Genomic DNA, 22,427 nt, shown 5'->3' with positions numbered 1-22,427 from the left:
CAATATGCCGCTGACGGCATCAAAAACTCGGGGTGCAGTCTATAGAAGCTTTGGTGCCGCGAACATTAACCCTTGGTCGCGTCGAAGGCTATTTTTGTCTGCATGCCCGCGTCAACCAGGATTTGCTCTTAAACTCAGGTCACTACCCTGCCGAGTCGTCCATTATGCGTCAGTTGCCTGCCCTGCTTTTGCTGTTGTGCTGCACGCTGGTACAGGCAAGCCCCGCCGATAAACTCAAGGAGGCCAACTTCGCCGCGCAGTGGAGCGACAACAGCCCTGCCCTGCAGCGCAAAAGCGAAGCATTGCTCAACTACCTGTGGGTGGACGTGTACGCAGCCGCGGTGTTCACGGAAGCGGCCATCAGCCCGGCCCAGGCCTTCAACGACAAGCGCGACCTGCGCCTGGAGCTTTACTACTTTCGCGACATCGACCGCAACGATGTGATCAAGGCGGCCACCGTCACCATCAAGCGCCAACTCGACCCCGCCCGCCTGGCCAAGCTGCAGGCCGAGCTTGACCGCCTGCACGAAGGTTTCCAGAACATCCGCCAAGGCGACCGCTATGCCCTGGTCTACCGGCGCCCCGGCCAATTGACCCTGGAGCGCAATGGCCAGGCGTTCTTCCACAGCGACAACCCGGACCTGGCCCGTGCGTACCTGGGCATCTGGCTGGCCCCAAACGGCCTGTCGGACAGCCTGCGCACCGCCCTGCTGCAACCGTAAAGGGAGCTGCTGCGATAAGTGACAAGGCTGAAACGATCCAGTCAACACCTCTTTTCTGTTGCCCCGGTCTACACTTACACATATTGTTACAAAATCCGTCCTGCACAGAACGGGCGCCTTATCAGGAACGCAACACGCTTCTGGCCAAGGATCTACCCATAACAGTAAAAAGTGAGTGCACCCCCATGGCCTCTAATTCAGGCAAAGGCAAGGCGATCTTTCGCGTTGTCAGTGGCAACTTCCTCGAAATGTTCGACTTCATGGTCTACGGCTTTTACGCCACGGCCATTGCCAAGGCATTTTTCCCCACCGACAGCGCTTTCGCCTCCCTGATGCTGTCGCTGGCCACCTTTGGTGCCGGCTTCCTGATGCGCCCCTTGGGTGCGATTTTTCTGGGTGCCTACATCGACCGTCACGGCCGCCGCCAAGGGCTGATCGTGACCCTGGCGATGATGGCCATGGGCACCGTGCTGATTGCCTGCGTACCGGGCTACGCGACCCTGGGCGTGCTGGCGCCGCTGCTGGTGCTGCTGGGGCGACTGCTGCAAGGCTTCTCGGCCGGCGTGGAACTGGGCGGCGTTTCGGTGTACCTGGCCGAAATCTCGACCCCGGGCCGCAAAGGCTTCTTCGTCAGCTGGCAGTCGGCGAGCCAACAGGCCGCCGTGGTGTTCGCAGGCTTGCTGGGCGTGGGCCTGAACCACTTCCTGACCCCCGAAGACATGAGCAACTGGGGCTGGCGCGTGCCATTCCTGGTTGGTTGCGCCATCGTCCCGGCGATCTTCATGATCCGTCGCTCGCTGGAAGAGACGCCCGAGTTCCAGGCGCGCAAACATCGCCCTACCCTGCAGGAAATCATCCGCTCGATCGGCGCCAATTTCGGCCTGGTGCTGGCTGGCATGGCGCTGGTGGTCATGACCACCGTGTCGTTCTACCTGATCACCGCCTACACCCCGACCTTCGGCAAGACCGAACTGCACCTGTCGGATTTCGACGCGTTGCTGGTGACCGTGCTGATCGGTATTTCCAACTTCATCTGGCTGCCCGTAATGGGCACGGTGTCGGACAAGATCGGCCGCAAGCCCCTGCTGTTGGGCGCGACCATTCTGGCGATCCTCACCGCGTACCCGGCACTGAATTGGATGGTGCAAGCGCCGAGTTTCGAGCGCTTGCTGATCGTCGAACTGTGGCTGTCGTTCCTGTATGGCTCCTACAACGGCGCGATGGTGGTGGCCCTGACCGAAATCATGCCGGTTGAAGTGCGCACGACCGGCTTCTCCCTGGCCTACAGCCTGGCCACCGCAACCTTCGGCGGCTTTACGCCGGTTGCGTGCACCTACTTGATCCATGTGCTGGACAACAAGGCCGCACCGGGCATCTGGCTAAGCGGCGCAGCCGTTCTGGGCCTGGTTGCCACCCTGGTATTGTTTCGTGGCAACAAGCATGAGTTGCGCACCGCAGAGGCGGCGCGGGCTTGAGGGCCCTTTCGCGGCTCAATCCGCGCCTGACGGGGCGGATTTAGCCGCGAAACAGGCGCCTCAATCCCCAAACAAAAACGCCCCGGCCTAGGCCGGGGCGTTTTTCATTGCGCTGTCGCTTAGCGTGGGAACGCAGGCGGGTTGACCCCGGCCATGTCTTCCATCACGCGCACTACCTGGCAGCTGTAACCGAATTCGTTGTCGTACCATACGTACAGCACAACGCGGTTGTCATTGCAGATGGTGGCTTCGGCGTCGACCACACCGGCGTGACGCGAGCCCACGAAGTCGGTGGACACCACTTCCTGGCTGCTGACGTAGTCGATCTGCTTGTGCAGGTCCGAATGCAGCGCCATGTGGCGCAGGTACTCGTTCATTTCTTCACGAGTGGCCGGCTTCTCAAGGTTCAGGTTGAGGATGGCCATCGACACGTTTGGCGTCGGCACACGGATCGCGTTACCGGTCAGCTTGCCGGCCAGCTCAGGCAAGGCCTTGGCAGCAGCGGTGGCGGCGCCGGTCTCGGTGATCACCATATTCAGCGCGGCGCTTCGGCCACGGCGCGAACCCTTGTGGAAGTTGTCGATCAGGTTCTGGTCGTTGGTGTACGAGTGAACCGTTTCGACGTGACCGTTGACGATGCCGAACTTGTCGTTGACCGCCTTGAGTACCGGCACGATGGCGTTGGTGGTGCAGGAGGCCGCAGAAACGATCTTGTCGTCGGCGGTGATTTCGCCATGGTTGATGCCGTGAACGATGTTCTTCAGCTTGCCCTTGCCCGGTGCGGTCAGGACAACGCGGTCGATACCCGGGCAGGCCAGGTGCTGGCCCAGGCCGTCGGCATCACGCCACACACCGGTGTTGTCCACCAGCAGGGCATTGTTGATGCCGTACTGGGTGTAGTCCACTTCCGATGGGTTTTTGGCGTAGATCACCTGGATCAGGTTGCCGTTGGCGCTGATGGTGCTGTTTTCTTCGTCGATGGTGATGGTGCCATCGAACGGGCCGTGCACCGAGTCGCGGCGCAGCAGGCTGGCACGCTTGACCAAGTCATTGTCGGCGCCTTTGCGCACGACGATGGCGCGCAGGCGCAGGCCGTCGCCGCCACCGGTTTTTTCGATCAGGATGCGCGCCAACAGGCGGCCGATGCGACCAAAACCGTAGAGCACGACGTCGGTGCCTTTGCGTGCGGCGACGTTCTGCTGGCCAACCACGTCGGCCATTTCTTCGCGTACGAATTGCTCAGGAGTACGGCCATTGCCGGCCTCCTTGAATTTGACGGCCAGCTTGCCGAGGTCCACCGAAGCGGCACCCAGCTTGAGTTCGCTCATGGCCTTGAGCAAAGGGAATGTCTCGTGGACAGACAATTCGAGTTCGTCGGCCTGGCGATGACGAGCAAAGCGGTGGGCCTTGAGGATCTGGATGACGGAACGGTTAATCAGGCTGCGGCCGTAGATCGAGCTCACCACGTTATTATTGCGGTAGAGCTGACCGATAAGAGGAATCATCGCTTCAGCAAGTGCTTCACGATCAATCCACTCACCGAGACACTGGTCGGGCTTCTGAGTCACGGGAACCTTCCACATGTAGGGACAGAAAAAAGGGGCTACATTATGACTTCACGCGCCATTTGGAGCAATGCGCGCCTGTCGACACCCGTTAACAGACCGGATTGACGGCACAAGGTTTCGAATTGCGCGTGCGAAACTGACAGCCACCACCTGCGCCCGGTACAATCGTTGATCTTTGTCGCAACGCTTGGAGCTCAACCTCCCGTGCCAGTTCTGCGTCTACCGCTACTCCCTGCAAGTGCAGGCAAATCCACCTGGGGCAACCTGCCGGGCGCTGCGCTGAGCCTGGCCATTGCCGAGGCCGCCAGCGCCGCGAAGCGCTTCACCTTGCTACTGACCGCCGACAGCCAAAGCGCCGACCGGCTGGAACAGGAGCTGCGTTTTTTTGCGCCGCAACTGCCCGTATTGCATTTTCCTGACTGGGAAACCCTGCCGTACGACCTGTTTTCGCCGCACCAGGACATTATTTCCCAGCGTATTTCCGCCCTGTACCGCCTGCCGGAGCTCGATCACGGCATTTTGGTAGTGCCTATCACCACGGCCCTACATAGGCTGGCGCCCACCCAGTTCCTGCTGGGCAGCAGCCTGGTGCTGGACGTCGGCCAGAAGCTGGACGTTGAGCAGATGCGCGGGCGCCTGGAGGCCAGCGGCTACCGTTACGTGGACACCGTGTACGAGCATGGCGAGTTCACCGTGCGCGGCGCGCTGATCGACCTGTTCCCGATGGGCAGCAAACTGCCCTATCGCATCGACCTGTTCGACGATGAAATCGAGACCCTGCGCACCTTCGATCCGGAAAACCAGCGCTCTATCGACAAGGTCGAGTCGATCCGCCTGCTGCCGGCCCGCGAGTTCCCGCTGCAAAAAGATGCCGTGACGCGCTTCAAGGCGCGCTTTCGCGAGCGTTTCGACGTGGACTTCCGCCGCTGCCCGATCTTCCAGGACCTGAGCAGCGGGATCACCCCGGCCGGTATCGAGTACTACCTGCCGCTGTTCTTCGACAGCACCTCGACCCTGTTCGATTACCTGCCCCAAGACACCCAGGTGTTCTCGCTGCCGGGCGTGGAGCAAGCCGCCGAAAACTTCTGGAGCGACGTGCGCAACCGCTACGAAGAGCGCCGCGTCGACCCTTCCCGGCCACTGCTGCCGCCGGCCGAGCTGTTCATGCCGGTGGAAGACTGCTTCGCCCAGCTCAAGCGCTGGCCACGGGTGGTCGCCAGCCAAGCCGATATCGAAACCGGCGCAGGCCGTGATCGTTTCCCGGCCCAGCCGCTGCCCAACCTGGCCATCGAAGCCAAGGCCAACCAGCCGCTGGCCGCGCTGTCGGGCTTCCTCGACCAGTTCCCAGGCCGCGTGCTGTTCACCGCCGAGTCGGCGGGCCGGCGCGAAGTGCTGCTGGAACTGCTCGACCGGCTCAAGCTCAAACCCAAGACGGTGGACAGCTGGGCCGACTTCGCCGCGGGCAAGGAGCGTTTGGCGATCACCATCGCCCCGCTGGATGAAGGCCTGCTGCTGAACGATCCGGCCCTGGCGCTGGTCGCCGAAAGCCCATTGTTTGGCCAACGCGTGATGCAACGCCGGCGCCGCGACAAACGCAGCGATGGCAACAACGATGCGGTCATCAAGAACCTCACCGAGCTGCGCGAAGGTGCGCCGGTGGTGCACATCGACCACGGCGTGGGCCGCTACCTGGGCCTGGCCACCTTGGAAATCGACAACCAGGTGGCCGAGTTCCTCACCCTGGAATACGCCGAGAACGCCAAGCTCTACGTGCCGGTGGCCAACCTGCACCTGATCGCCCGCTACACCGGCAGCGATGACGCCCTGGCGCCGCTGCACCGGCTGGGTTCGGAAACCTGGCAGAAAGCCAAGCGCAAGGCCGCCGAACAGGTGCGCGACGTGGCCGCCGAGCTGCTCGACATCTACGCCCGCCGCGCCGCCCGCGAAGGCTACGCCTTTGCCGACCCGACCGTGGACTACGCCACCTTCAGTGCCGGCTTCCCGTTCGAAGAAACCCCCGACCAACAGTCGGCCATCGAAGCGGTGCGCGATGACATGCTCGCGCCCAAGCCCATGGACCGCCTGGTGTGTGGCGACGTGGGCTTCGGCAAGACCGAGGTGGCCATGCGCGCCGCGTTCATCGCCGTGCATGGCGGCCGCCAGGTGGCCATCCTGGTGCCCACCACGCTGCTCGCCCAGCAGCACTACAACAGTTTTCGCGACCGTTTCGCCGACTGGCCCGTCACCGTCGAGGTGATGAGCCGCTTCAAGTCTGCCAAGGAAATCAGCGCGGCGGTCGACGACCTTGCCGAAGGCAAGATCGACATCGTCATCGGCACCCACAAGCTGCTGCAGGACGACGTCAAGATCAAGAACCTAGGCCTGGTGATCATCGACGAAGAACACCGTTTTGGCGTGCGCCAGAAGGAACAGCTCAAGGCCTTGCGCAGTGAAGTCGACATCCTCACGCTGACCGCAACGCCCATCCCGCGCACGCTGAACATGGCCGTGTCGGGCATGCGCGACCTGTCGATCATCGCCACACCGCCCGCCCGCCGGCTGTCGGTACGCACCTTCGTGATGGAGCAGAACAAGAGCACCATCAAGGAGGCGTTGCTACGTGAGTTGCTGCGTGGCGGCCAGGTGTACTACCTGCACAACGACGTCAAGACCATCGAGAAGTGCGCCGCCGACCTCGCCGAACTGGTACCGGAAGCGCGCATCGGCATCGGCCACGGGCAGATGCGCGAGCGCGATCTGGAACAGGTGATGAGCGACTTCTATCACAAGCGCTTCAACGTGCTGATTGCCTCGACCATTATCGAGACCGGCATCGACGTGCCCAGTGCCAACACCATCATCATCGAACGTGCCGACAAGTTCGGCCTGGCCCAGTTGCACCAATTGCGCGGCCGCGTGGGGCGTAGCCACCACCAGGCCTATGCCTACCTGCTGACGCCGCCGCGCCAGCAAATCACCCCGGACGCCGAGAAGCGCCTGGAAGCCATCGCCAACACCCAGGATTTGGGCGCAGGTTTCGTGCTGGCCACCAATGACCTGGAAATCCGCGGCGCCGGCGAGTTGCTCGGCGACGGCCAGAGCGGGCAGATCCAGGCGGTCGGTTTTACCCTGTACATGGAAATGCTCGAGCGCGCGGTCAAGGCCATTCGCAAGGGCGAACAACCCAACCTGGACCAGCCCCTGGGCGGCGGCCCGGAGGTCAACCTGCGCTTGCCAGCATTGATCCCGGAAGACTACTTGCCCGACGTGCACGCGCGGCTGATCCTGTACAAGCGCATTGCCTCGGCGGTGGACGAAGACGGCTTGAAAGACCTGCAGGTGGAAATGATCGACCGCTTCGGCTTGCTGCCCGAGCCAAGCAAAAACCTGATCCGCCTGACGCTGTTGAAATTGCAGGCTGAAAAGCTCGGCATCAAAAAGATCGACGCCGGCCCGCAAGGCGGTCGCCTGGAATTTGCCGCCGACACGCCGGTCGATCCGCTGACGCTGATCAAGTTGATTCAAAGCCAGCCCAAGCGTTACAAGTTCGAAGGTGCAACGCTGTTCAAGTTCATGGTGCCGATGGAGCGCCCCGAAGAGCGCTTCAACACCCTGGAAGCCTTGCTGGAACGCCTGGCCCCGAAAACCGCCTGATAAGGATTAGCCATGAACCCCGACCCTCGGCGCAAGGCGTGCTCACTCTAATATGCACGAGCAATTGATCGACGACCTCCAGCCACGGCCACGCCTGTGGCTGGGCAGCATTGAGTTCAGTGCGTTTGAACCGCGCAAATGGGCGCATGCAACGCCATATCCAGCACCGCGCCGCGCTGGCGTTCGGCTACGCCGGCGAATACGTGTCCGGCGCGCGCCATGGCAACATCCTCAAGCACGAGCACGACCAGACCTTGCGCATTCAGCGCCAGCCGATCACCGAAAAGACCTTTCGCGACACCCTGCAAACCTTTGGTTTCAAGATCGCCACGCGCCAGAGCAAAGCCCTGCCGGAAAGCGCCGGCGACATCTTCGAACTGCCCAGCGATGGCGCCTGGCTGCGTTTTATCATCAATGACCTGCCCGGGCTGCGCGAACAGGGCTGGGAAGTGGAATACTCGGAAGACTTTGCCTTCGACCTGACGCCGGTGGACGACTGGTACGCGGTGATTGACGAAGCCCCGGAGCGCGACTGGTTCGACCTGGAGTTGGGCATCGTGGTCAACGGCGAGCGCCTGAGCCTGCTGCCCATCTTGCTCAACCTGCTGCGCAGCCACCCCGAACTGCTCAACCCGGCGCAACTGGCGCGCCGGCGCGATGACGAACAAATCCTGGTTCCGATCCACAGCAACCAGCCGCACCGGCCGCGCATCCTGCAGGTGGCCCTACCCTACGGCCGGCTCAAGCCGGTGCTGGCCACCCTGGGCGACTTCTACCTGCGCGAGCCGGGCGAAACCACACTGCGCCTGCCCACCCCCGATGCAACCCGGCTCAACGCCCTGCAAGACCTGCCGATGGTGTGGGAAGGTGGCGAGCGGCTGCGCAATTTCGCCGAACGCCTGCGCGACATTCGCACCCAGCCGGCCGAGATCCCGGCCGACCTCAAGGCCACCTTGCGCCCCTATCAAGTCGAAGGCCTGAGCTGGATGCAGGCGCTGCGCGAACTGGACGTGGGCGGCATCCTGGCCGACGACATGGGCCTGGGCAAAACCCTGCAAACCCTGGCGCACCTGCTCAGCGAAAAAAACGCCGGGCGCCTGGACCGCCCGGCCATGGTGGTGATGCCCACCAGCTTGATCCCTAACTGGCAGGACGAAGCCGCACGCTTCGCGCCTACCCTGCGCGTGGTGGCCCTGCATGGCCCGGGCCGCAAAAAGCATTTCGACAGCCTGGCTGAATACGACCTGCTGCTGACCACTTACGCGCTACTGCCCAAGGACCTGGAAAAACTCGCCAAGCTGCCGCTGCACGTGTTGATCCTGGACGAAGCCCAGTACATCAAGACCCCCAACAGCAAGGCGGCCCAGGCTGCGCGCCAACTCAACGCGCGGCAACGGCTGTGCCTGAGTGGCACACCCCTGGAAAACCACCTTGGGGAGCTTTGGTCGCTGTTTCACTTCCTGCTGCCGGGGTGGCTGGGCGATGCCAAGGCGTTCAACCGGGACTACCGCGTGCCCATCGAACGTCATGGCAGTGAAGAGCGCCTGCACCACCTCAATGCCCGAATCAAACCGTTCCTGCTGCGCCGCACCAAGGAACAGGTGGCCACCGAGCTGCCGGCCAAGACCGAAATCGTCCACTGGGTAGAGCTCAATGACGCCCAGCGCGACGTGTACGAAACCGTGCGCCTGGCCATGGACCAGAAAGTGCGGGCCGAAATCAACAGCAAGGGCGTGGCCCGCAGCCAGATCATCATCCTGGAAGCCCTGCTCAAGCTGCGCCAGGTGTGTTGCGACCTGCGCCTGGTCAACAGCATCGCCCCGCCCGCCCGCGGCAGCAGCTCGGGCAAGCTCAGTAGCCTGATGGAGATGGTCGAGGAGCTATTGCTGGAAGGCCGGCGCATCCTGTTGTTTTCCCAGTTCACCTCGATGCTCAGCCTGATCGAGGCCGAGCTTGCGCAACGCGGCGTGGAATACGCCTTGCTGACCGGGGCGACGAAAAATCGGCGGATACCCGTGCAGGACTTTCAGAAGGGCAAAGTGCAGATCTTTCTGATCAGCCTGAAGGCTGGCGGCGTGGGCTTGAACCTGACGGCGGCCGACACCGTGATCCACTACGACCCCTGGTGGAACCCAGCCGCCGAGCACCAAGCCACGGACCGAGCCTACCGCATCGGGCAAGAGAAGCCGGTGTTCGTCTACAAGCTGATTACCCGGGGCACGGTCGAGGAGAAGATCCAGCACTTGCAGTTGGAGAAGTCAGCCTTGGCAGCGGGTATTCTCGAGGGGCGCGAGGCGGGGGATTGGAAGCTGGCGAACGAGGACATCGAGGCGCTGTTTGCGCCGCTGCCGGGGCGCAGACGAAAATAGTGGTTCGCAGATAAATTCGCTCTTACAAGTCTCTGTAGGCGCGGATTTATCCGCGAACCGGACACCACGAAATCAGCCGGCTAAAACCCTGGCCAACGTCGCCTTCACTTTGCCCATCCCCTGATGCAACGCCGCCTCGATCTCGACCATGGTAATCACCGCCGTTGCCTTGCCCGCCGCCGGGTTCACCACCAGCGCCAGGCAGGCGTAATCCAACTCCAGCTCGCGCGCCAAGGCCGCCTCGGGCATGCCGGTCATGCCGACGATGTCGCAACCATCACGCTCCAGGCGCACGATTTCGGCCGCCGTCTCCAGCCGCGGCCCCTGGGTGCAGGCGTAAACGCCTTCGCCGCTATGGGCAACACCCTCGGCCACCAGCGCGGCAATCAGTTGCCCGCGCAGGCTTTCGGTGTAGGGGTAGCTGAAATCAATGTGGGTGACATGCTCCAGGTCGTCGGCGAAAAAGGTGTGATCGCGCCCACTGGTGTAGTCGATCAGCTGGTGCGGCACGCAAAAATGCCCGGTACCCATGGCCGAGTGGATGCCACCGACCGCATTCACCGCCAGAATCGAAGTGGCGCCGGCCTGCTTCAGCGCCCACAGGTTGGCCCGGTAGTTCACCCGATGCGGTGGCACCCGGTGTGGGTGGCCGTGACGGGCCAAAAAGAGCACCTCACGCCCGGCAAACTCGCCCTGCAGGATGTCTGCCGAAGTCGCCCCGTAGGGCGTGTTCATGGGCAGTGCCTGACGAATGCTCAAGCCTTCGAGCTGGGTCAGCCCGGTGCCGCCGATAATCGCGTAAACCGTCATTAGAACACCTCAATCAATCAGCTGGGCTTCGCGCAAGGCACCCAAGGCGCTGAGCCAGCGTGGGTCCTGACGGTATTCGACGTTGCTGTAGGCCTGCCCGCGCATGCGCGCGATGCGTGGCGAGGGCTTGACCTGCAAGCGCTGCGCGGCGCTTAGGGCAAGCTCGGCCGCGGCGCGATCGTTGCACACCAGGCCCATGTCGCAACCGGCCGACAGCGCGGCCTCGATACGACTGGCGGCATCGCCCACCACGTGTGCACCGGCCATGGACAAGTCATCACTGAAAATAACGCCGTCGAACTTCAATTCGCCGCGCAGGATATCCTGCAGCCAACGCCGGGAAAACCCGGCCGGCTGGCTGTCGATTTGCGGGTAGATGACATGGGCCGGCATCACCGCGGCCAGTTGCCCGCTCAAGCGCGCAAAGGGCACCAGGTCCAGGGCACGAATCTGTTCAAGGCTGCGCTCATCGGTGGGAATGGCCACGTGGGAGTCCGCTTCAGCCCAGCCATGGCCAGGGAAGTGCTTGCCGCAAGCGGCCATGCCGGCGGCGTTCATGCCGCGGATAAAGGCGCCCGCCAGTGCCGTGACACGCTCGGGATCACCCTCGAAGGCCCGGCTGCCCACCACGGCGCTGCGCTGGTGATCCAGTTCCAGCACCGGGGCGAAGCTCAGGTCCAGGCCCACCGCGAGCACTTCGGTGGCCATCACCCAGCCACATTGCTCGGCCAAATATTCTGCATTCGGGTTGTCGGCCAGGGCGCGCATCGCCGGCAGGCGCACGAACCCTTGGCGCAGTCGCTGCACCCGCCCGCCTTCCTGGTCAACGGCCAGGATCAGGTCCGGGCGCACTGCACGGATCGAGGCGGTCAGTTCGCGCACCTGGCGCGGGCTCTCGATGTTGCGGGCAAAAATGATCAGGCCAGCCACTTCCGGCTGGCGCAGCAGGTGACGGTCCTCGGCGGTCAGCCAGGTACCGGCGATATCGACCATCAACGAGCCTTGAAGGCTGGAACTCATGGGGCAATCCTTGATTCGCGGGTGCGCGCGCTCCGGCCCACTTGGCGCAGGGCCAAGCGAGTGCCGCTCAATGGCGGGGCAGGATCAGTGCAGGGGGAACGCGGCAAATTGGGGGTAGGCATGGGCGCGTAGCTTAGCCCAAGCCGCGCGCCGCGCCCACCGTCAATTGTTTCAGGCCTTGGCCAGCGCCGGCGCCGACTTGGTACGCGGGCGCAACTGCGCGGCGGCCATGGCCGAGTCGGTGACGCCGCTGTCGGCGCGCATGCCCGCGGCCAGGAACGGCACCATCAGGCGCATCACCTGCTCGATCGAGGTGTCGACGCCAAAATCAGTCTCGGCAATGGCGCGCAACGCCTTGATGCCGGACATGCTGAACGCCGCGGCACCGAGCATGAAATGCACGCGCCAGAACAACTCGATCGGCGGGATGCGTGGCGCGGGCTTCGTTGACCAGCACCATGTAGCGGCGGAATACCTTGCCGTACATGTCCTCCAGGTAACGCCGCAGGTGGCCCTGGCTCTGACTGAAGGCCAGGCCCAGCAAGCGCATGAAGATGGACAGGTCGTTGCCGCTGCGTGGCTGCACCACCATGGCTTGCTCGACCAGGATCTCCAGCAGCTCTTCCAGGCTGGCCTTGTTTTCCGGCTTGGCCTGGCGGCGTTCCAGCTCTTTGTCCAGGCTCAGGCAAAACGGCCCGAGGAAGCGCGAGAACACCGCCTGGATCAGCGCTTTCTTGGAGCCGAAATGGTAATTCACTGCCGCCAGGTTAACCCCGGCCTTGCTGGTAATCAGCCGCAATGAGGTTTCGGCAAAACCTTTTTCCGCGAACAGCTGTTCTGCAGCATCCAGAATGCGTTCAACGGTTTCCGACTGGGCCATGGCTACTCCGCCTGACAAACACTTGTTTGAAACATACGTTTCATGGTGGCCTTTTGTCAAGCCTGAACGGCCGGTTTCTGCCTGGCCGGTCACGTATTTAACCACAATCGGCAAGGCCTTTAGAAAGCCGTTCGCGCGAGCATGCTTTTCAATCACCTGCCCTTTGCGACGACCGGCGAAAAATGCAGGATTGCCAACCCCGACATACTGTATATAATCCCAGTCACTGTATAAAAAGACAGAGCGAGCCAAATGCTAAAACTGACGCCACGCCAAGCAGAGATTCTGGCCTTCATCAAACGCTGCCTCGACGACAACGGCTTCCCCCCTACCCGGGCGGAAATTGCCCAGGAGCTGGGCTTCAAGTCGCCGAACGCGGCGGAAGAGCACCTCAAGGCCCTGGCGCGCAAAGGCGCCATCGAGATGACCCCGGGCGCATCGCGCGGCATTCGCATCCCAGGCTTCGAGGCCAAGGCCGACGAGTCCACCCTGCCGATCATTGGCCGGGTCGCTGCCGGCGCGCCGATCCTGGCCCAGCAGCACATCGAAGAGTCGTGCAACATCAACCCGACCTTCTTCCACCCACGGGCTGACTACCTGCTGCGGGTTCACGGCATGAGCATGAAAGACGTCGGCATATTCGACGGCGACCTGCTGGCCGTGCACACCACCCGCGAGGCCCGCAACGGCCAGATCGTGGTGGCGCGCATTGGTGACGAGGTGACGGTCAAGCGCTTCAAGCGCGATGGCAGCAAGGTCTGGCTGATCGCCGAGAACCCGGATTTCGCGCCGATCGAGGTCAACCTCAAGGATCAGGATCTGGTGATCGAAGGTTTGAGCGTCGGCGTCATTCGCCGATAAAAAGGAGGCATCATGCAGTTTCCCCTTTCGCAACAGTACGCCCCACAACAAGCCCAGCTGTCGTTGTTCGAGGCCTTCATGGCTCAGCCAAGCGCGCCTCTGTTCGTCAAGGAAGCGGTGGATTCATCCTGGGGCGGCAATGAACCCGACGCCTTCAGTGAACTGTCCCTGCGCGGCGCCGCCGGAAACTGCCTGAGCCTGCTGGCCCCCATGCTGCGCGAGTTGAGCGAAGAGCTGGATAACCGCTGGCTCACCCTGATCGCCCCGCCTGCCAGCCTGACCCAGGCATGGCTACGTGACGCCGGCCTGAACCGCGAACGCATCCTGTTGTTACAACCCACCGGCGCTCAAAGCGCCCTGCAACTGACCTGTGAAGCTTTGCGCCTAGGCCGCAGCCACACCGTGGTGAGTTGGCTGAACCCGCTGGGGGCCAGCGCGCGGCAACAGTTGATCGCCGCAGCCCGCAAAGGGGATGCACAGAGTTTGAATATCAGGATGGGGTGATGGGCCAGTATTGGCGGTGCTCTTTTCGCGGATGAATGCGCTCCTACAAGGAGCGACCGCATCCGCGTAACGCACATTTCACAATCCGACTAACGGGCTTAGTGCAGAACGCGCGGGCCGTCATCTTTGTCGATTTCGCCTTCGACCAGCTTGCCAGCCATCTGAACGCCGACGCTCAACATGGCCTTGGCCACCTCGACATGCTGCCCCTGCAGGAACACCTTGGCATCCTCGGAAAAATCCAGGGTCACCAGGGAACCCTCGTCCTCAGCACGGCGCAGTTCGATTCGGCCGTCAGGCAGCTCGACAATTTCTAGAAAGGACGTTGGCATAAAAAAGGGTTCTCCACGAAAGGCCGATATTGTATCAGCGACTGGCGCAATCAGCACTCACTGAGGCCGTCGCGGTAGCGAATGGCCAGGCTCTTCAATTCTTTGCGCCAGCCTTCCATTTCTTCACGGGTCAATTCCGGCGCGGGCTCTTCGTCCAGGCTCACGGCTTGGATCAAGGGCAATGTCACGTCACCTTTTGGCTTTTTCGGCGCCCGTGGCGGCTGGAACAGGGCCGCGTGCTCAGCCAGCAGTCGCGCCAGCCAGGTTTCACGGTTTTGTGCCAGCTCCACCAGTTCCGCCATTTCAGGGATGGCGATGCTGGCCAGAATTTCCGGCACCAGGAACGTTTCGGCCCGTGGAGAATTGGCCTGCGGCAGCCGATAGAAGCCGGCAATCTCATGGCACAACCCCAGCACCGCGCCGTACAGGTGGAACAGCGACGATTCGCGCTCGGCCTGCTCCAGCGCCTGGGCGTTCATCGCGCGCCCCTCCTGGGCTTTGCCCATGGCTTCCAGCGCCAGGCCAGCAAAGTAAATTTTCTGATTGGTACGGGTATAGAGTTCGTGGGCCATGCTGGCACCCTCCGACAAAAACGGGGTTCGGGCAGGCACACAGTTTCAGGGAACTACGCGGGTGGGGCAAGGCAATTCAGCAGGCATAAAAAAACGCGCCTGCCCCCAAAGGGAGCAGGCGCGTTTTTTATACCGCCTTAGGCTTTTTCTTTGGCGACCTTGGCTTCCTTGACGTCCTTGGTGCGCTTGTCTTCGACTTTCCAGCTACCACCGTCGTAGAACGCGCGCCAGCCGGTCGGCTTGCCGTCGATCTCGGTCTGCACGTACTGCTCCTTGGTCTTGCGGCTGTAGCGGATAACGGCCGGCAAGCCGTCCGGGTCCTTCTTCGGCGCTTCGCACAGGAAGTGGTACTTGGGATCGATCTCGTCCTTGTGCGGCACGATCTCGATCACCAGCGGTGCACGGGTCTCGCGGTTTTTCGGAAACTGGCTGGCGGCCAGGAACAAGCCCGATGCACCGTCACGCAGCACGTAGGTGTCGTTGACCTTCTCGCACTTGAGTTCCGGCATTTTCACCGCGTCCATCTTCGGTGGCGCTGCCTCACCGCTTTTCAGCAGTTTGCGGGTGTTTTTGCATTCCGGGTTGGTGCAGCCGAAGAACTTGCCGAAACGGCCGGTTTTCAGTTGCATCTCGCTGCCGCACTTGTCGCATTCCAGGCTCGGGCCTTCATAGCCCTTGATGCGATAGTTGCCTTCTTCGATCTCGTAGCCGGTGCAGTCAGGGTTGTTACCGCAGATGTGCAGCTTGCGCTTCTCATCCAGCAGGTAGGCATCCATGGCCGTGGCGCAGATCGGGCAGCGGTGCTTGCCCAGCAGTACTCGCGACTCGGACTCGCCCTCGTCATCGGCGGCGATCTCATCACCTGGCACCAGGTTGATAGTGGCCTTGCAACGCTCCTTGGGCGGCAGGGCATAGCCCGAGCAGCCGAGGAACACGCCGGTGGACGCGGTACGGATCATCATTGGCCGGCCGCACTCGCGGCAGGCAATGTTGGTTGGCGTCGGCAGGTTGGCGCGCATGCCGCTGTCGGCGGCACTGGCCACTTCCAGCTTGCCCTTGAAGTCGCCGTAGAACTCGTCCAGCACGCTCTTCCAGTCACGCTCGCCCTGGGCCACGTCGTCGAGGTTCTCTTCCATGCCGGCGGTGAAGCCGTAGTCCATGAGGTTGGAGAAGCTCTCGCTGAGGCGTTCGGTGACGATGTCGCCCATCTTCTCGGAGTAGAAGCGACGGTTGTGCAGCGCCACGTAGCCGCGGTCCTGGATAGTGGAAATGATGGCGGCGTAGGTCGATGGACGACCGATGCCACGTTTTTCCATTTCCTTGACCAGGCTGGCTTCGGAGTAACGCGCTGGCGGCTTGGTGAAGTGTTGGGTGGGGTCCAGCTCGATCAGCTTGAGGACTTCGCCCTGGTCCATTTCCGGCAATACGTCGTCATCGCCCGGTTTGGCCATCTGCGGCATCACCCGGGTGTAACCGTCGAACTTGAGGATACGGCCCTTGGCGCGCAGCTCGAAGTCGCCGGCGGCCACGGTCACGGTCGTCGACAGGTATTGCGCCGGTGGCATCTGGCAGGCCAGGAACTGGCGCCAGATCAGCTCGTACAGGCGCTCAGCATCGCGTTCCATGCCCGACAGCTTGCTCGGGTGGGTATTCACGTCGGAGGGGCGAATTGCTTCGTGCGCCTCCTGGGCGCCTTCCTTGCTGCTGTAAACCAGCGGCTTCTCAGGCAGGTACTTCTTGCCGAACTCGCTCTCGATGTAGGCGCGCGCCATTTCCACGGCATCGGTCGACAGGTTGGTGGAGTCGGTACGCATGTAGGTGATGTAGCCGGCTTCGTACAGACGCTGGGCCATCATCATGGTCTTTTTAACGCCATAGCCCAGGCGGTTGCTTGCCGCCTGCTGCAGGGTCGAGGTGATGTAAGGCGCCGACGGCTTGCTGCTGGTCGGTTTGTCTTCACGCTTGACGATGCTGTAGCTGGACGCCTTGAGCTTTTCCAGGGCGGCCATGGCCTGGGTTTCGTTCAACGGCTTGAAGGCTTCACCCTTTTCGCGAGCCACTTCGAAACGCACTTTGGCGCTCTTGGCAGTGCCAAGGTCGGCGTGGATTTCCCAGTACTCTTCCGGGTTGAACGCACGGATCTCGCGCTCACGCTCCACTACCAGCTTCACGGCCACCGATTGCACGCGGCCAGCCGACAGGCCACGGGCGATCTTGGCCCACAGCAGTGGCGAAACCATGTAGCCCACCACGCGATCCAGGAAACGCCGCGCCTGCTGGGCGTTGACCCGGGCGATGTCCAATTCGCCAGGCTGCGAGAACGCTTCCTGGATGGCTTTCTTGGTAATTTCGTTGAACACCACGCGCTTGTAGCGGCTGTCATCCCCACCGATTGCTTCGCGCAGGTGCCAGGCAATGGCTTCCCCCTCGCGGTCCAAGTCGGTTGCGAGATAGATGGTGTCAGCATCCTTGGCGAGCCGGCGCAGCTCCTCGATCACCTTCTCCTTGCCGGGAAGGATCTCGTACTTGGCTTTCCAGCCGTGCTCGGGGTCCACACCCATTCGCGCCACCAATTGCTTGCGGGCTTTTTCCTTGGGCGACAAGGCAGGCGCCTCGGCGGCCGCGGCTTTGCCCCGCTTGACCGGTTCTTTGCTGGCGCTAGCCGAACCGCTGGTGGGCAGGTCTCGGATATGGCCGATACTCGACTTCACCACGTATTGGTTGCCCAGATACTTGTTGATGGTCTTGGCCTTAGCCGGGGATTCCACAATGACCAGCGATTTGCCCATGGATCAGAAAATTCCTGAATACTTGAAAATGAAAGGCGATTGATGCCTTTGAGGCACCGCTATATATAGTGGCAACAGAGTGAGGTCAAGCGCGGGTCTTCACACGGCACTCTCGCCGTCGCCTGAAAACAGGCTTGGCTGGGCCTCGACCAAAGCAAAGCGCGGCACGCGCTCGCCGTCAACCTCGACGGACTCCAGGAACATGCGCAAAGGCCGTACCCACAGCCCGAATTCGCCATACAGCGCCTGGTAAAACACCACTTCTTCCTCGGTTTCGGAATGGCGGGCAACGCCAAAGACGCGGTATTGGGGCCCTTTGTAGTGCCGGTAGAGCCCTGGCTGTAACTGCATGTTGCGCCTCGCTATAAAAAAATTCTGTAAAACAAAAACCGGGGCACAGGGCCCCGGTTTCCGACTACCGAACCGGTTAGACGCGTTCGAAGACGGTGGTGATGCCCTGGCCAAGGCCAATACACATGGTGGACACCCCGAGAGTGCCGTTGTTCTGTTTCATCACGTTCAGCAAGGTGCCGGAAATACGCGCACCCGAACAGCCGAAAGGATGACCCAGCGCAATGGCGCCGCCGTGCAGGTTAACCTTCTCGTTCATCTTGTCGAGCACTTTCAGATCCTTGAGCACTGGCAGGGCCTGTGCAGCGAAGGCTTCGTTGAGCTCGAAGAAGTCGATATCGCCGATCGAAAGGCCTGCACGCTTCAAGGCTTTTTGCGTGGCCGGTACTGGACCATAGCCCATGATCGCCGGGTCCACACCGGCCACCGCCATGGAGCGGATAACCGCCAATGGCTGGATGCCGAGGTCTTGGGCGCGCTGCGCCGACATCACGATCATGCACGAGGCGCCGTCAGTGATCTGCGACGAGGTACCCGCCGTGACAGTACCACCTTTTGGGTTAAACGCCGGCTTGAGGGCCGCCAGGCTTTCCAGGGTAGTGTCCGGACGAATGGTCTCGTCGTAGTCGAACATTTTCAGGAAGCCGTTCTCGTCATAACCCTGCATCGGGATGATTTCGTCCTTGAACTTGCCTTCCAGGGTTGCCTTGTGGGCGAGCTGGTGCGAGCGCAAGCCGAATGCATCCTGGGCTTCACGGGTAATGCCGTGCATCTTGCCGAGCATTTCGGCAGTCAGGCCCATCATGCCCGAGGCTTTTGCCGCGTACAGTGACATGTGCGGGTTAGGGTCCACGCCGTGCATCATGCTCACGTGGCCCATGTGCTCCACGCCGCCGACCACGAACACGTCACCGTTACCGGTCATGATCGCTTGCGCCGCGGTGTGCAGGGCGCTCATGGACGAGCCACACAGGCGGCTGACGGTCTGCCCGGCTGCGGTGTGCGGGATCTGGGTCATCAGCGAGGCCATGCGCGCGATGTTCCAGCCTTGTTCCAGGGTCTGGTTGACACAGCCCCAGATCACGTCCTCGACCTCCTTGGGGTCGACCTTGACGTTGCGTTCCAGCAATTTGCTGATCAGGTGCGCCGACATGTCTTCGGCGCGAGTGTTGCGGTGCATGCCGCCCTTGGAGCGGCCCATTGGCGTGCGACCGAAGTCGACAATCACCACATCTCTCGGATTCAAGCTCATAAATTCACTCTCACTCTGATGGGTCGCTTAACCGAAGAAGCTCTGGCCGTTCTTGGCCATCTCGCGCAGCTTCGCGGTGGGGTGGTACAGCGGACCCAGATCGGCGTACTGGTCGGCCAGTGCAACGAACTCGGCGACGCCCAGGGAATCGATATAACGCAGCGCACCGCCACGGAACGGAGGGAAACCGATGCCGTAGACCAGGCCCATGTCGGCCTCGGCGGCGGTTTCGACGATACCGTCTTCCAGGCAACGCACGGTTTCCAGGCACAGCGGGATCATCATCCAGTTGAGGATGTCCTCGTCGCTCAGCTCGCGCTGCTCGTAGACGATCGGCTTGAGCACTTCGAGCACCGACGCGTCAGCGACCTTCTTGGGCTTGCCCTTTTTGTCTACTTCGTAGGCGTAGAAGCCCTTGCCGTTCTTCTGGCCCAGGCGATCAGCTTCGTACAGCACGTCGACGGCCGAACGGCGGTCATCCTTCATGCGGTCCGGGAAGCCTTCGGCCATCACGTCGCGGCCATGGTGGCCGGTGTCGATGCCGACCACGTCCATCAGGTAAGCCGGGCCCATGGGCCAGCCGAACTTCTCCATGATCTTGTCGACGCGCACGAAGTCAACGCCGGCGCTGACCAGCTTGGCGAAACCGCCGAAGTAGGGAAACAGCACGCGGTTGACCAAAAAGCCCGGGCAGTCGTTGACCACGATCGGGTTCTTGCCCATTTTCTTGGCGTAGGCCACGGTGGTCGCCACAGCGACTTCGCTGGACTTCTCGCCCCGGATCACTTCCACCAGCGGCATCATGTGCACCGGGTTGAAGAAGTGCATGCCGACGAAGTTTTCCGGGCGCTTGAGGGCCTTGGCCAGCAGGCTGATGGAAATGGTCGAGGTATTGGAGGCCAGGATCGCATCGTCCTTGACCTTGCTTTCCACTTCGGCCAGTACCGCTTGCTTGACCTTGGGGTTTTCGACCACGGCTTCGACGACGATGTCGACGCTGCCGAAATCACCGTAGGACAGCGTCGGACGAATGGCACTGAGTGCCTCGGCCATCTTCGCCGGGGTCAGGCGGCCTTTCTCGACGCGCTTGCCGAGCAGCTTGGACGCTTCGGCCAGGCCTTGCTCGATGCCCTTCTCGTTGATGTCTTTCATCAGGATCGGCGTGCCTTTGACAGCCGACTGATAGGCGATGCCGCCACCCATGATGCCAGCGCCCAGTACCGCAGCCTGCTTCACATCGTGGGCCAGTTCGTCATAGGCCTTGGCCTTGCGCTTGAGCTCCTGGTCATTCAGGAACAGCCCGACCAGGCTCTGTGCGGCCGCAGTCTTGGCCATTTTCACGAAGCCTGCGGCCTCGATTTCCAGGGCCTTCTCGCGCCCGAAGTTAGCGGCCTTCTGGATGGTCTTGATCGCCTCGACCGGGGCCGGGTAGTTCGGGCCGGCCTGGCCTGCAACGAAGCCTTTGGCGGTTTCGAAGGCCATCATTTGCTCGATGGCGTTGAGCTTGAGCTTGTCCAGTTTCGGCTGGCGCTTGGCCTTGTGATCGAACTCGCCACTGATGGCGCGCGAAATCAGGTCCAGGGCTGCTTCCCTGAGCTTTTCAGGGGCGACCACGGCGTCCACGGCGCCGGCCTTGAGGGCCTCTTCGGCACGGTTTTCCTTGCCGGAGGCAATCCACTCGATGGCATTGTCCGCACCGATGATGCGCGGCAGGCGCACGGTACCGCCAAAGCCTGGGTAGATGCCCAGCTTGACTTCCGGCAGGCCGACCTTGGCGGTGGCGGACATGACGCGATAGTCGGCCGCCAGGCACATTTCCAGGCCGCCGCCCAGGGCGATGCCATTGATGGCCGCCACGGTAGGCACGGCCAGGTCTTCGAAGTCGCTGAAGATGCGGTTGGCTTCAAGGTTACCGGCCACGAGCTCGGCTTCTGGCAGCTTGAAATTGTCGACAAATTCGGTGATGTCGGCGCCGACGATGAACACGTCCTTGCCGCTGGTGACGATTACGCCCTTGATCGAGCCATCGGCTTTGATGGTGTCGATGGCCTGGCGCAGCTCGCCCAGGGTCAGACGGTTGAATTTGTTGACGGACTCACCCTTGAGGTCGAACTTCAGTTCGACGATGCCACTTTCAAGAGCCGTAACCGTGATGGCTTTACCTTCGTAAATCATCAACTGATCTCCACGATATGGAAGCTGAACAGTACACGCCGTAAGCTGAGCTGGACGTCGACGGGCTATTCACCACTGCCTCCATCACCTGCCCAGGCACACCCTCCAGCGCGATATTCGGGATTCTGTAAGAGCGTTCCTACAAGGCAAACGCTCAATTCATACGCCCGTTTGATTTGGGTACGACCACCTTCTGCGAAAATCAGGTAATTGTCAAACACCCGAAACAGCGGCTAAATCGCGACCTTGCAGTCATTTACGCTCCAAATGAGTGCGCACGACCTGCGCGCTTTTGCCGCAGACCATAGCCTGCAAGGGTTACAGCCATGCGCTCGTCGACCAGGCGCACCCAAAGGTGGCACTTTTAAAAAAAATGAAAGATTTTTGCGATTTTCGGGCGTAACATGCGACCACAGCTACACTGTGCCCATCGCTTCCAAGGGCGACTGCATTGCACAGTAGCCACAGAATTACCGGCCTGCCTGGCCAACCCCAGCCCGACGCTTGATATCGGGCTTTTTAATGCCTGCGATTTGGCCATTGCCCCCGTAGCAGCGGATTAATCCGCGAAAAGAACGCCGAAACACCCTGACGCCCTTCGCGGATAAATCCGCCCATACACCTCAAGCCAGTGCCTTTAGCACCCCATCAATGGCTTGCAGCACGCTCACGTCACCCTTCTCGCCCCAATACAGCGCAATCAGTTGCGGCCCCGCATCCACCTTGTAGACATTGCCCGGCAACGTCGCAAAATGCTGCAGCAGCGCCGGGTCTTCACACGGCTCGCGCCAGCGATTGAGCCACACGCCAGGCGTTGACTGCCAATAGCACCACACCGCAGGCAGGCTGCCGCGCCGTGGCCGACAGTACTGCGCGCAGGGGCTGGGGGGCTCCTTGGCCAGCCAGTGCGGCCACTCCTGGGGCATGAGTTGCATCGCCAGGCCCATGCGCCGGGCCTCCAGGCGCAGGGCCATCTGCCCGCTCTGGTTGCGCGACGGTTTTAGCCACACCAAGGGGCTTAAAACCACTGCAAGGATTGACACCACTATCCAGACCGTCATATCACTGTGCGCCCTACAAAGCTTTTTAAAAG

At 61.8% G+C, this 22,427-nt stretch carries 15 protein-coding genes and 2 pseudogenes; 6 read left to right on the top strand and 11 right to left on the bottom strand.

Annotated elements, in window-relative coordinates; all coding sequences use genetic code 11:
- Positions 1 to 164: 164 nt before the first annotated feature.
- On the top strand, positions 165 to 722 hold the full coding sequence (locus L9B60_RS21840; protein WP_249673052.1) for a chalcone isomerase family protein: 558 nt from the start codon (positions 165 to 167) through the stop codon (positions 720 to 722).
- Positions 723 to 907: 185 nt separating this feature from the next.
- Entirely contained in the window at positions 908 to 2,197 is a 1,290-nt protein-coding gene (locus L9B60_RS21835; protein WP_249673051.1) for an MFS transporter, read from the top strand.
- Between the two features lie 119 nt (positions 2,198 to 2,316).
- Here L9B60_RS21835 and L9B60_RS21830 read toward each other — a convergent pair whose 3' ends face one another.
- On the bottom strand, positions 2,317 to 3,780 hold the full coding sequence (locus L9B60_RS21830; protein ID WP_249673049.1) for a glyceraldehyde-3-phosphate dehydrogenase: 1,464 nt from the start codon (positions 3,778 to 3,780) through the stop codon (positions 2,317 to 2,319).
- Between the two features lie 189 nt (positions 3,781 to 3,969).
- On the opposite strand from L9B60_RS21830, the gene mfd reads away from it, so the two are divergent.
- Both mfd and L9B60_RS21820 read left to right on the top strand, forming a co-directional pair.
- The gene (gene mfd / locus L9B60_RS21825) at positions 3,970 to 7,419 is read left to right on the top strand and encodes a transcription-repair coupling factor (protein ID WP_249673048.1); all 3,450 of its coding nucleotides are present in this window, start codon (positions 3,970 to 3,972) and stop codon (positions 7,417 to 7,419) included.
- Between the two features lie 52 nt (positions 7,420 to 7,471).
- Positions 7,472 to 9,788 (top strand): annotated as a pseudogene (locus tag L9B60_RS21820) (DEAD/DEAH box helicase).
- Between the two features lie 72 nt (positions 9,789 to 9,860).
- Here L9B60_RS21820 and L9B60_RS21815 read toward each other — a convergent pair.
- The 3 genes and pseudogenes from L9B60_RS21815 to L9B60_RS21805 form a co-directional block, all read right to left on the bottom strand.
- On the bottom strand, positions 9,861 to 10,598 hold the full coding sequence (locus L9B60_RS21815; protein WP_249673047.1) for an S-methyl-5'-thioinosine phosphorylase: 738 nt from the start codon (positions 10,596 to 10,598) through the stop codon (positions 9,861 to 9,863).
- Between the two features lie 9 nt (positions 10,599 to 10,607).
- Entirely contained in the window at positions 10,608 to 11,618 is a 1,011-nt protein-coding gene (gene nagZ / locus L9B60_RS21810; protein WP_249673046.1) for a beta-N-acetylhexosaminidase, read from the bottom strand.
- 171 nt (positions 11,619 to 11,789) lie between these two features.
- Positions 11,790 to 12,498, bottom strand: a pseudogene (locus L9B60_RS21805) (TetR/AcrR family transcriptional regulator).
- A gap of 252 nt (positions 12,499 to 12,750) precedes the next feature.
- Here L9B60_RS21805 and lexA point away from each other — a divergent pair.
- Together lexA and sulA are read left to right on the top strand one after the other, a co-directional pair.
- The gene (gene lexA / locus L9B60_RS21800) at positions 12,751 to 13,359 is read left to right on the top strand and encodes a transcriptional repressor LexA (RefSeq protein WP_249673045.1); all 609 of its coding nucleotides are present in this window, start codon (positions 12,751 to 12,753) and stop codon (positions 13,357 to 13,359) included.
- A 12-nt stretch (positions 13,360 to 13,371) separates the two neighbouring features.
- Positions 13,372 to 13,863: an SOS-induced cell division inhibitor SulA gene (gene sulA / locus L9B60_RS21795; RefSeq protein ID WP_249673043.1), complete on the top strand. Its 492-nt coding sequence runs from the start codon at positions 13,372 to 13,374 to the stop codon at positions 13,861 to 13,863.
- A gap of 98 nt (positions 13,864 to 13,961) precedes the next feature.
- On the opposite strand, the gene L9B60_RS21790 is transcribed toward sulA, so the two are convergent.
- The 7 genes from L9B60_RS21790 to L9B60_RS21760 form a co-directional block, all read right to left on the bottom strand.
- Positions 13,962 to 14,195 carry a hypothetical protein gene (locus L9B60_RS21790; protein ID WP_249673042.1) on the bottom strand — a complete coding sequence of 78 codons (234 nt, stop codon included), beginning with the start codon at positions 14,193 to 14,195 and terminating at the stop codon, positions 13,962 to 13,964.
- 50 nt (positions 14,196 to 14,245) lie between these two features.
- Positions 14,246 to 14,767 carry a DUF6586 family protein gene (locus L9B60_RS21785; RefSeq protein WP_249673041.1) on the bottom strand — a complete coding sequence of 174 codons (522 nt, stop codon included), beginning with the start codon at positions 14,765 to 14,767 and terminating at the stop codon, positions 14,246 to 14,248.
- A gap of 137 nt (positions 14,768 to 14,904) precedes the next feature.
- Positions 14,905 to 17,556, bottom strand: coding sequence for a type I DNA topoisomerase (gene topA, locus L9B60_RS21780; protein WP_249673040.1), 2,652 nt, complete (start codon positions 17,554 to 17,556; stop codon positions 14,905 to 14,907).
- A gap of 99 nt (positions 17,557 to 17,655) precedes the next feature.
- Positions 17,656 to 17,907 carry a DUF1653 domain-containing protein gene (locus tag L9B60_RS21775; RefSeq protein WP_249673039.1) on the bottom strand — a complete coding sequence of 84 codons (252 nt, stop codon included), beginning with the start codon at positions 17,905 to 17,907 and terminating at the stop codon, positions 17,656 to 17,658.
- 76 nt (positions 17,908 to 17,983) lie between these two features.
- Complete coding sequence (gene fadA / locus L9B60_RS21770) at positions 17,984 to 19,159, bottom strand: acetyl-CoA C-acyltransferase FadA (RefSeq protein WP_249673038.1); 1,176 nt, start codon at positions 19,157 to 19,159, stop codon at positions 17,984 to 17,986.
- A gap of 27 nt (positions 19,160 to 19,186) precedes the next feature.
- Complete coding sequence (gene fadB / locus L9B60_RS21765) at positions 19,187 to 21,334, bottom strand: fatty acid oxidation complex subunit alpha FadB (RefSeq protein ID WP_249673037.1); 2,148 nt, start codon at positions 21,332 to 21,334, stop codon at positions 19,187 to 19,189.
- Positions 21,335 to 21,957: 623 nt separating this feature from the next.
- Positions 21,958 to 22,395 (bottom strand): hypothetical protein, encoded by a 438-nt coding sequence (locus L9B60_RS21760; RefSeq protein ID WP_249673036.1) that lies wholly within the window; start codon positions 22,393 to 22,395, stop codon positions 21,958 to 21,960.
- Between the last annotated feature and the right edge of the window lie 32 nt (positions 22,396 to 22,427).

The sequence above is a fragment of the Pseudomonas abieticivorans genome, from assembly GCF_023509015.1.
In the GTDB taxonomy this organism is placed as follows: Bacteria; Pseudomonadota; Gammaproteobacteria; order Pseudomonadales; family Pseudomonadaceae; genus Aquipseudomonas; species Aquipseudomonas abieticivorans.
This window is presented reverse-complemented; position numbering and strand designations above follow the sequence as displayed.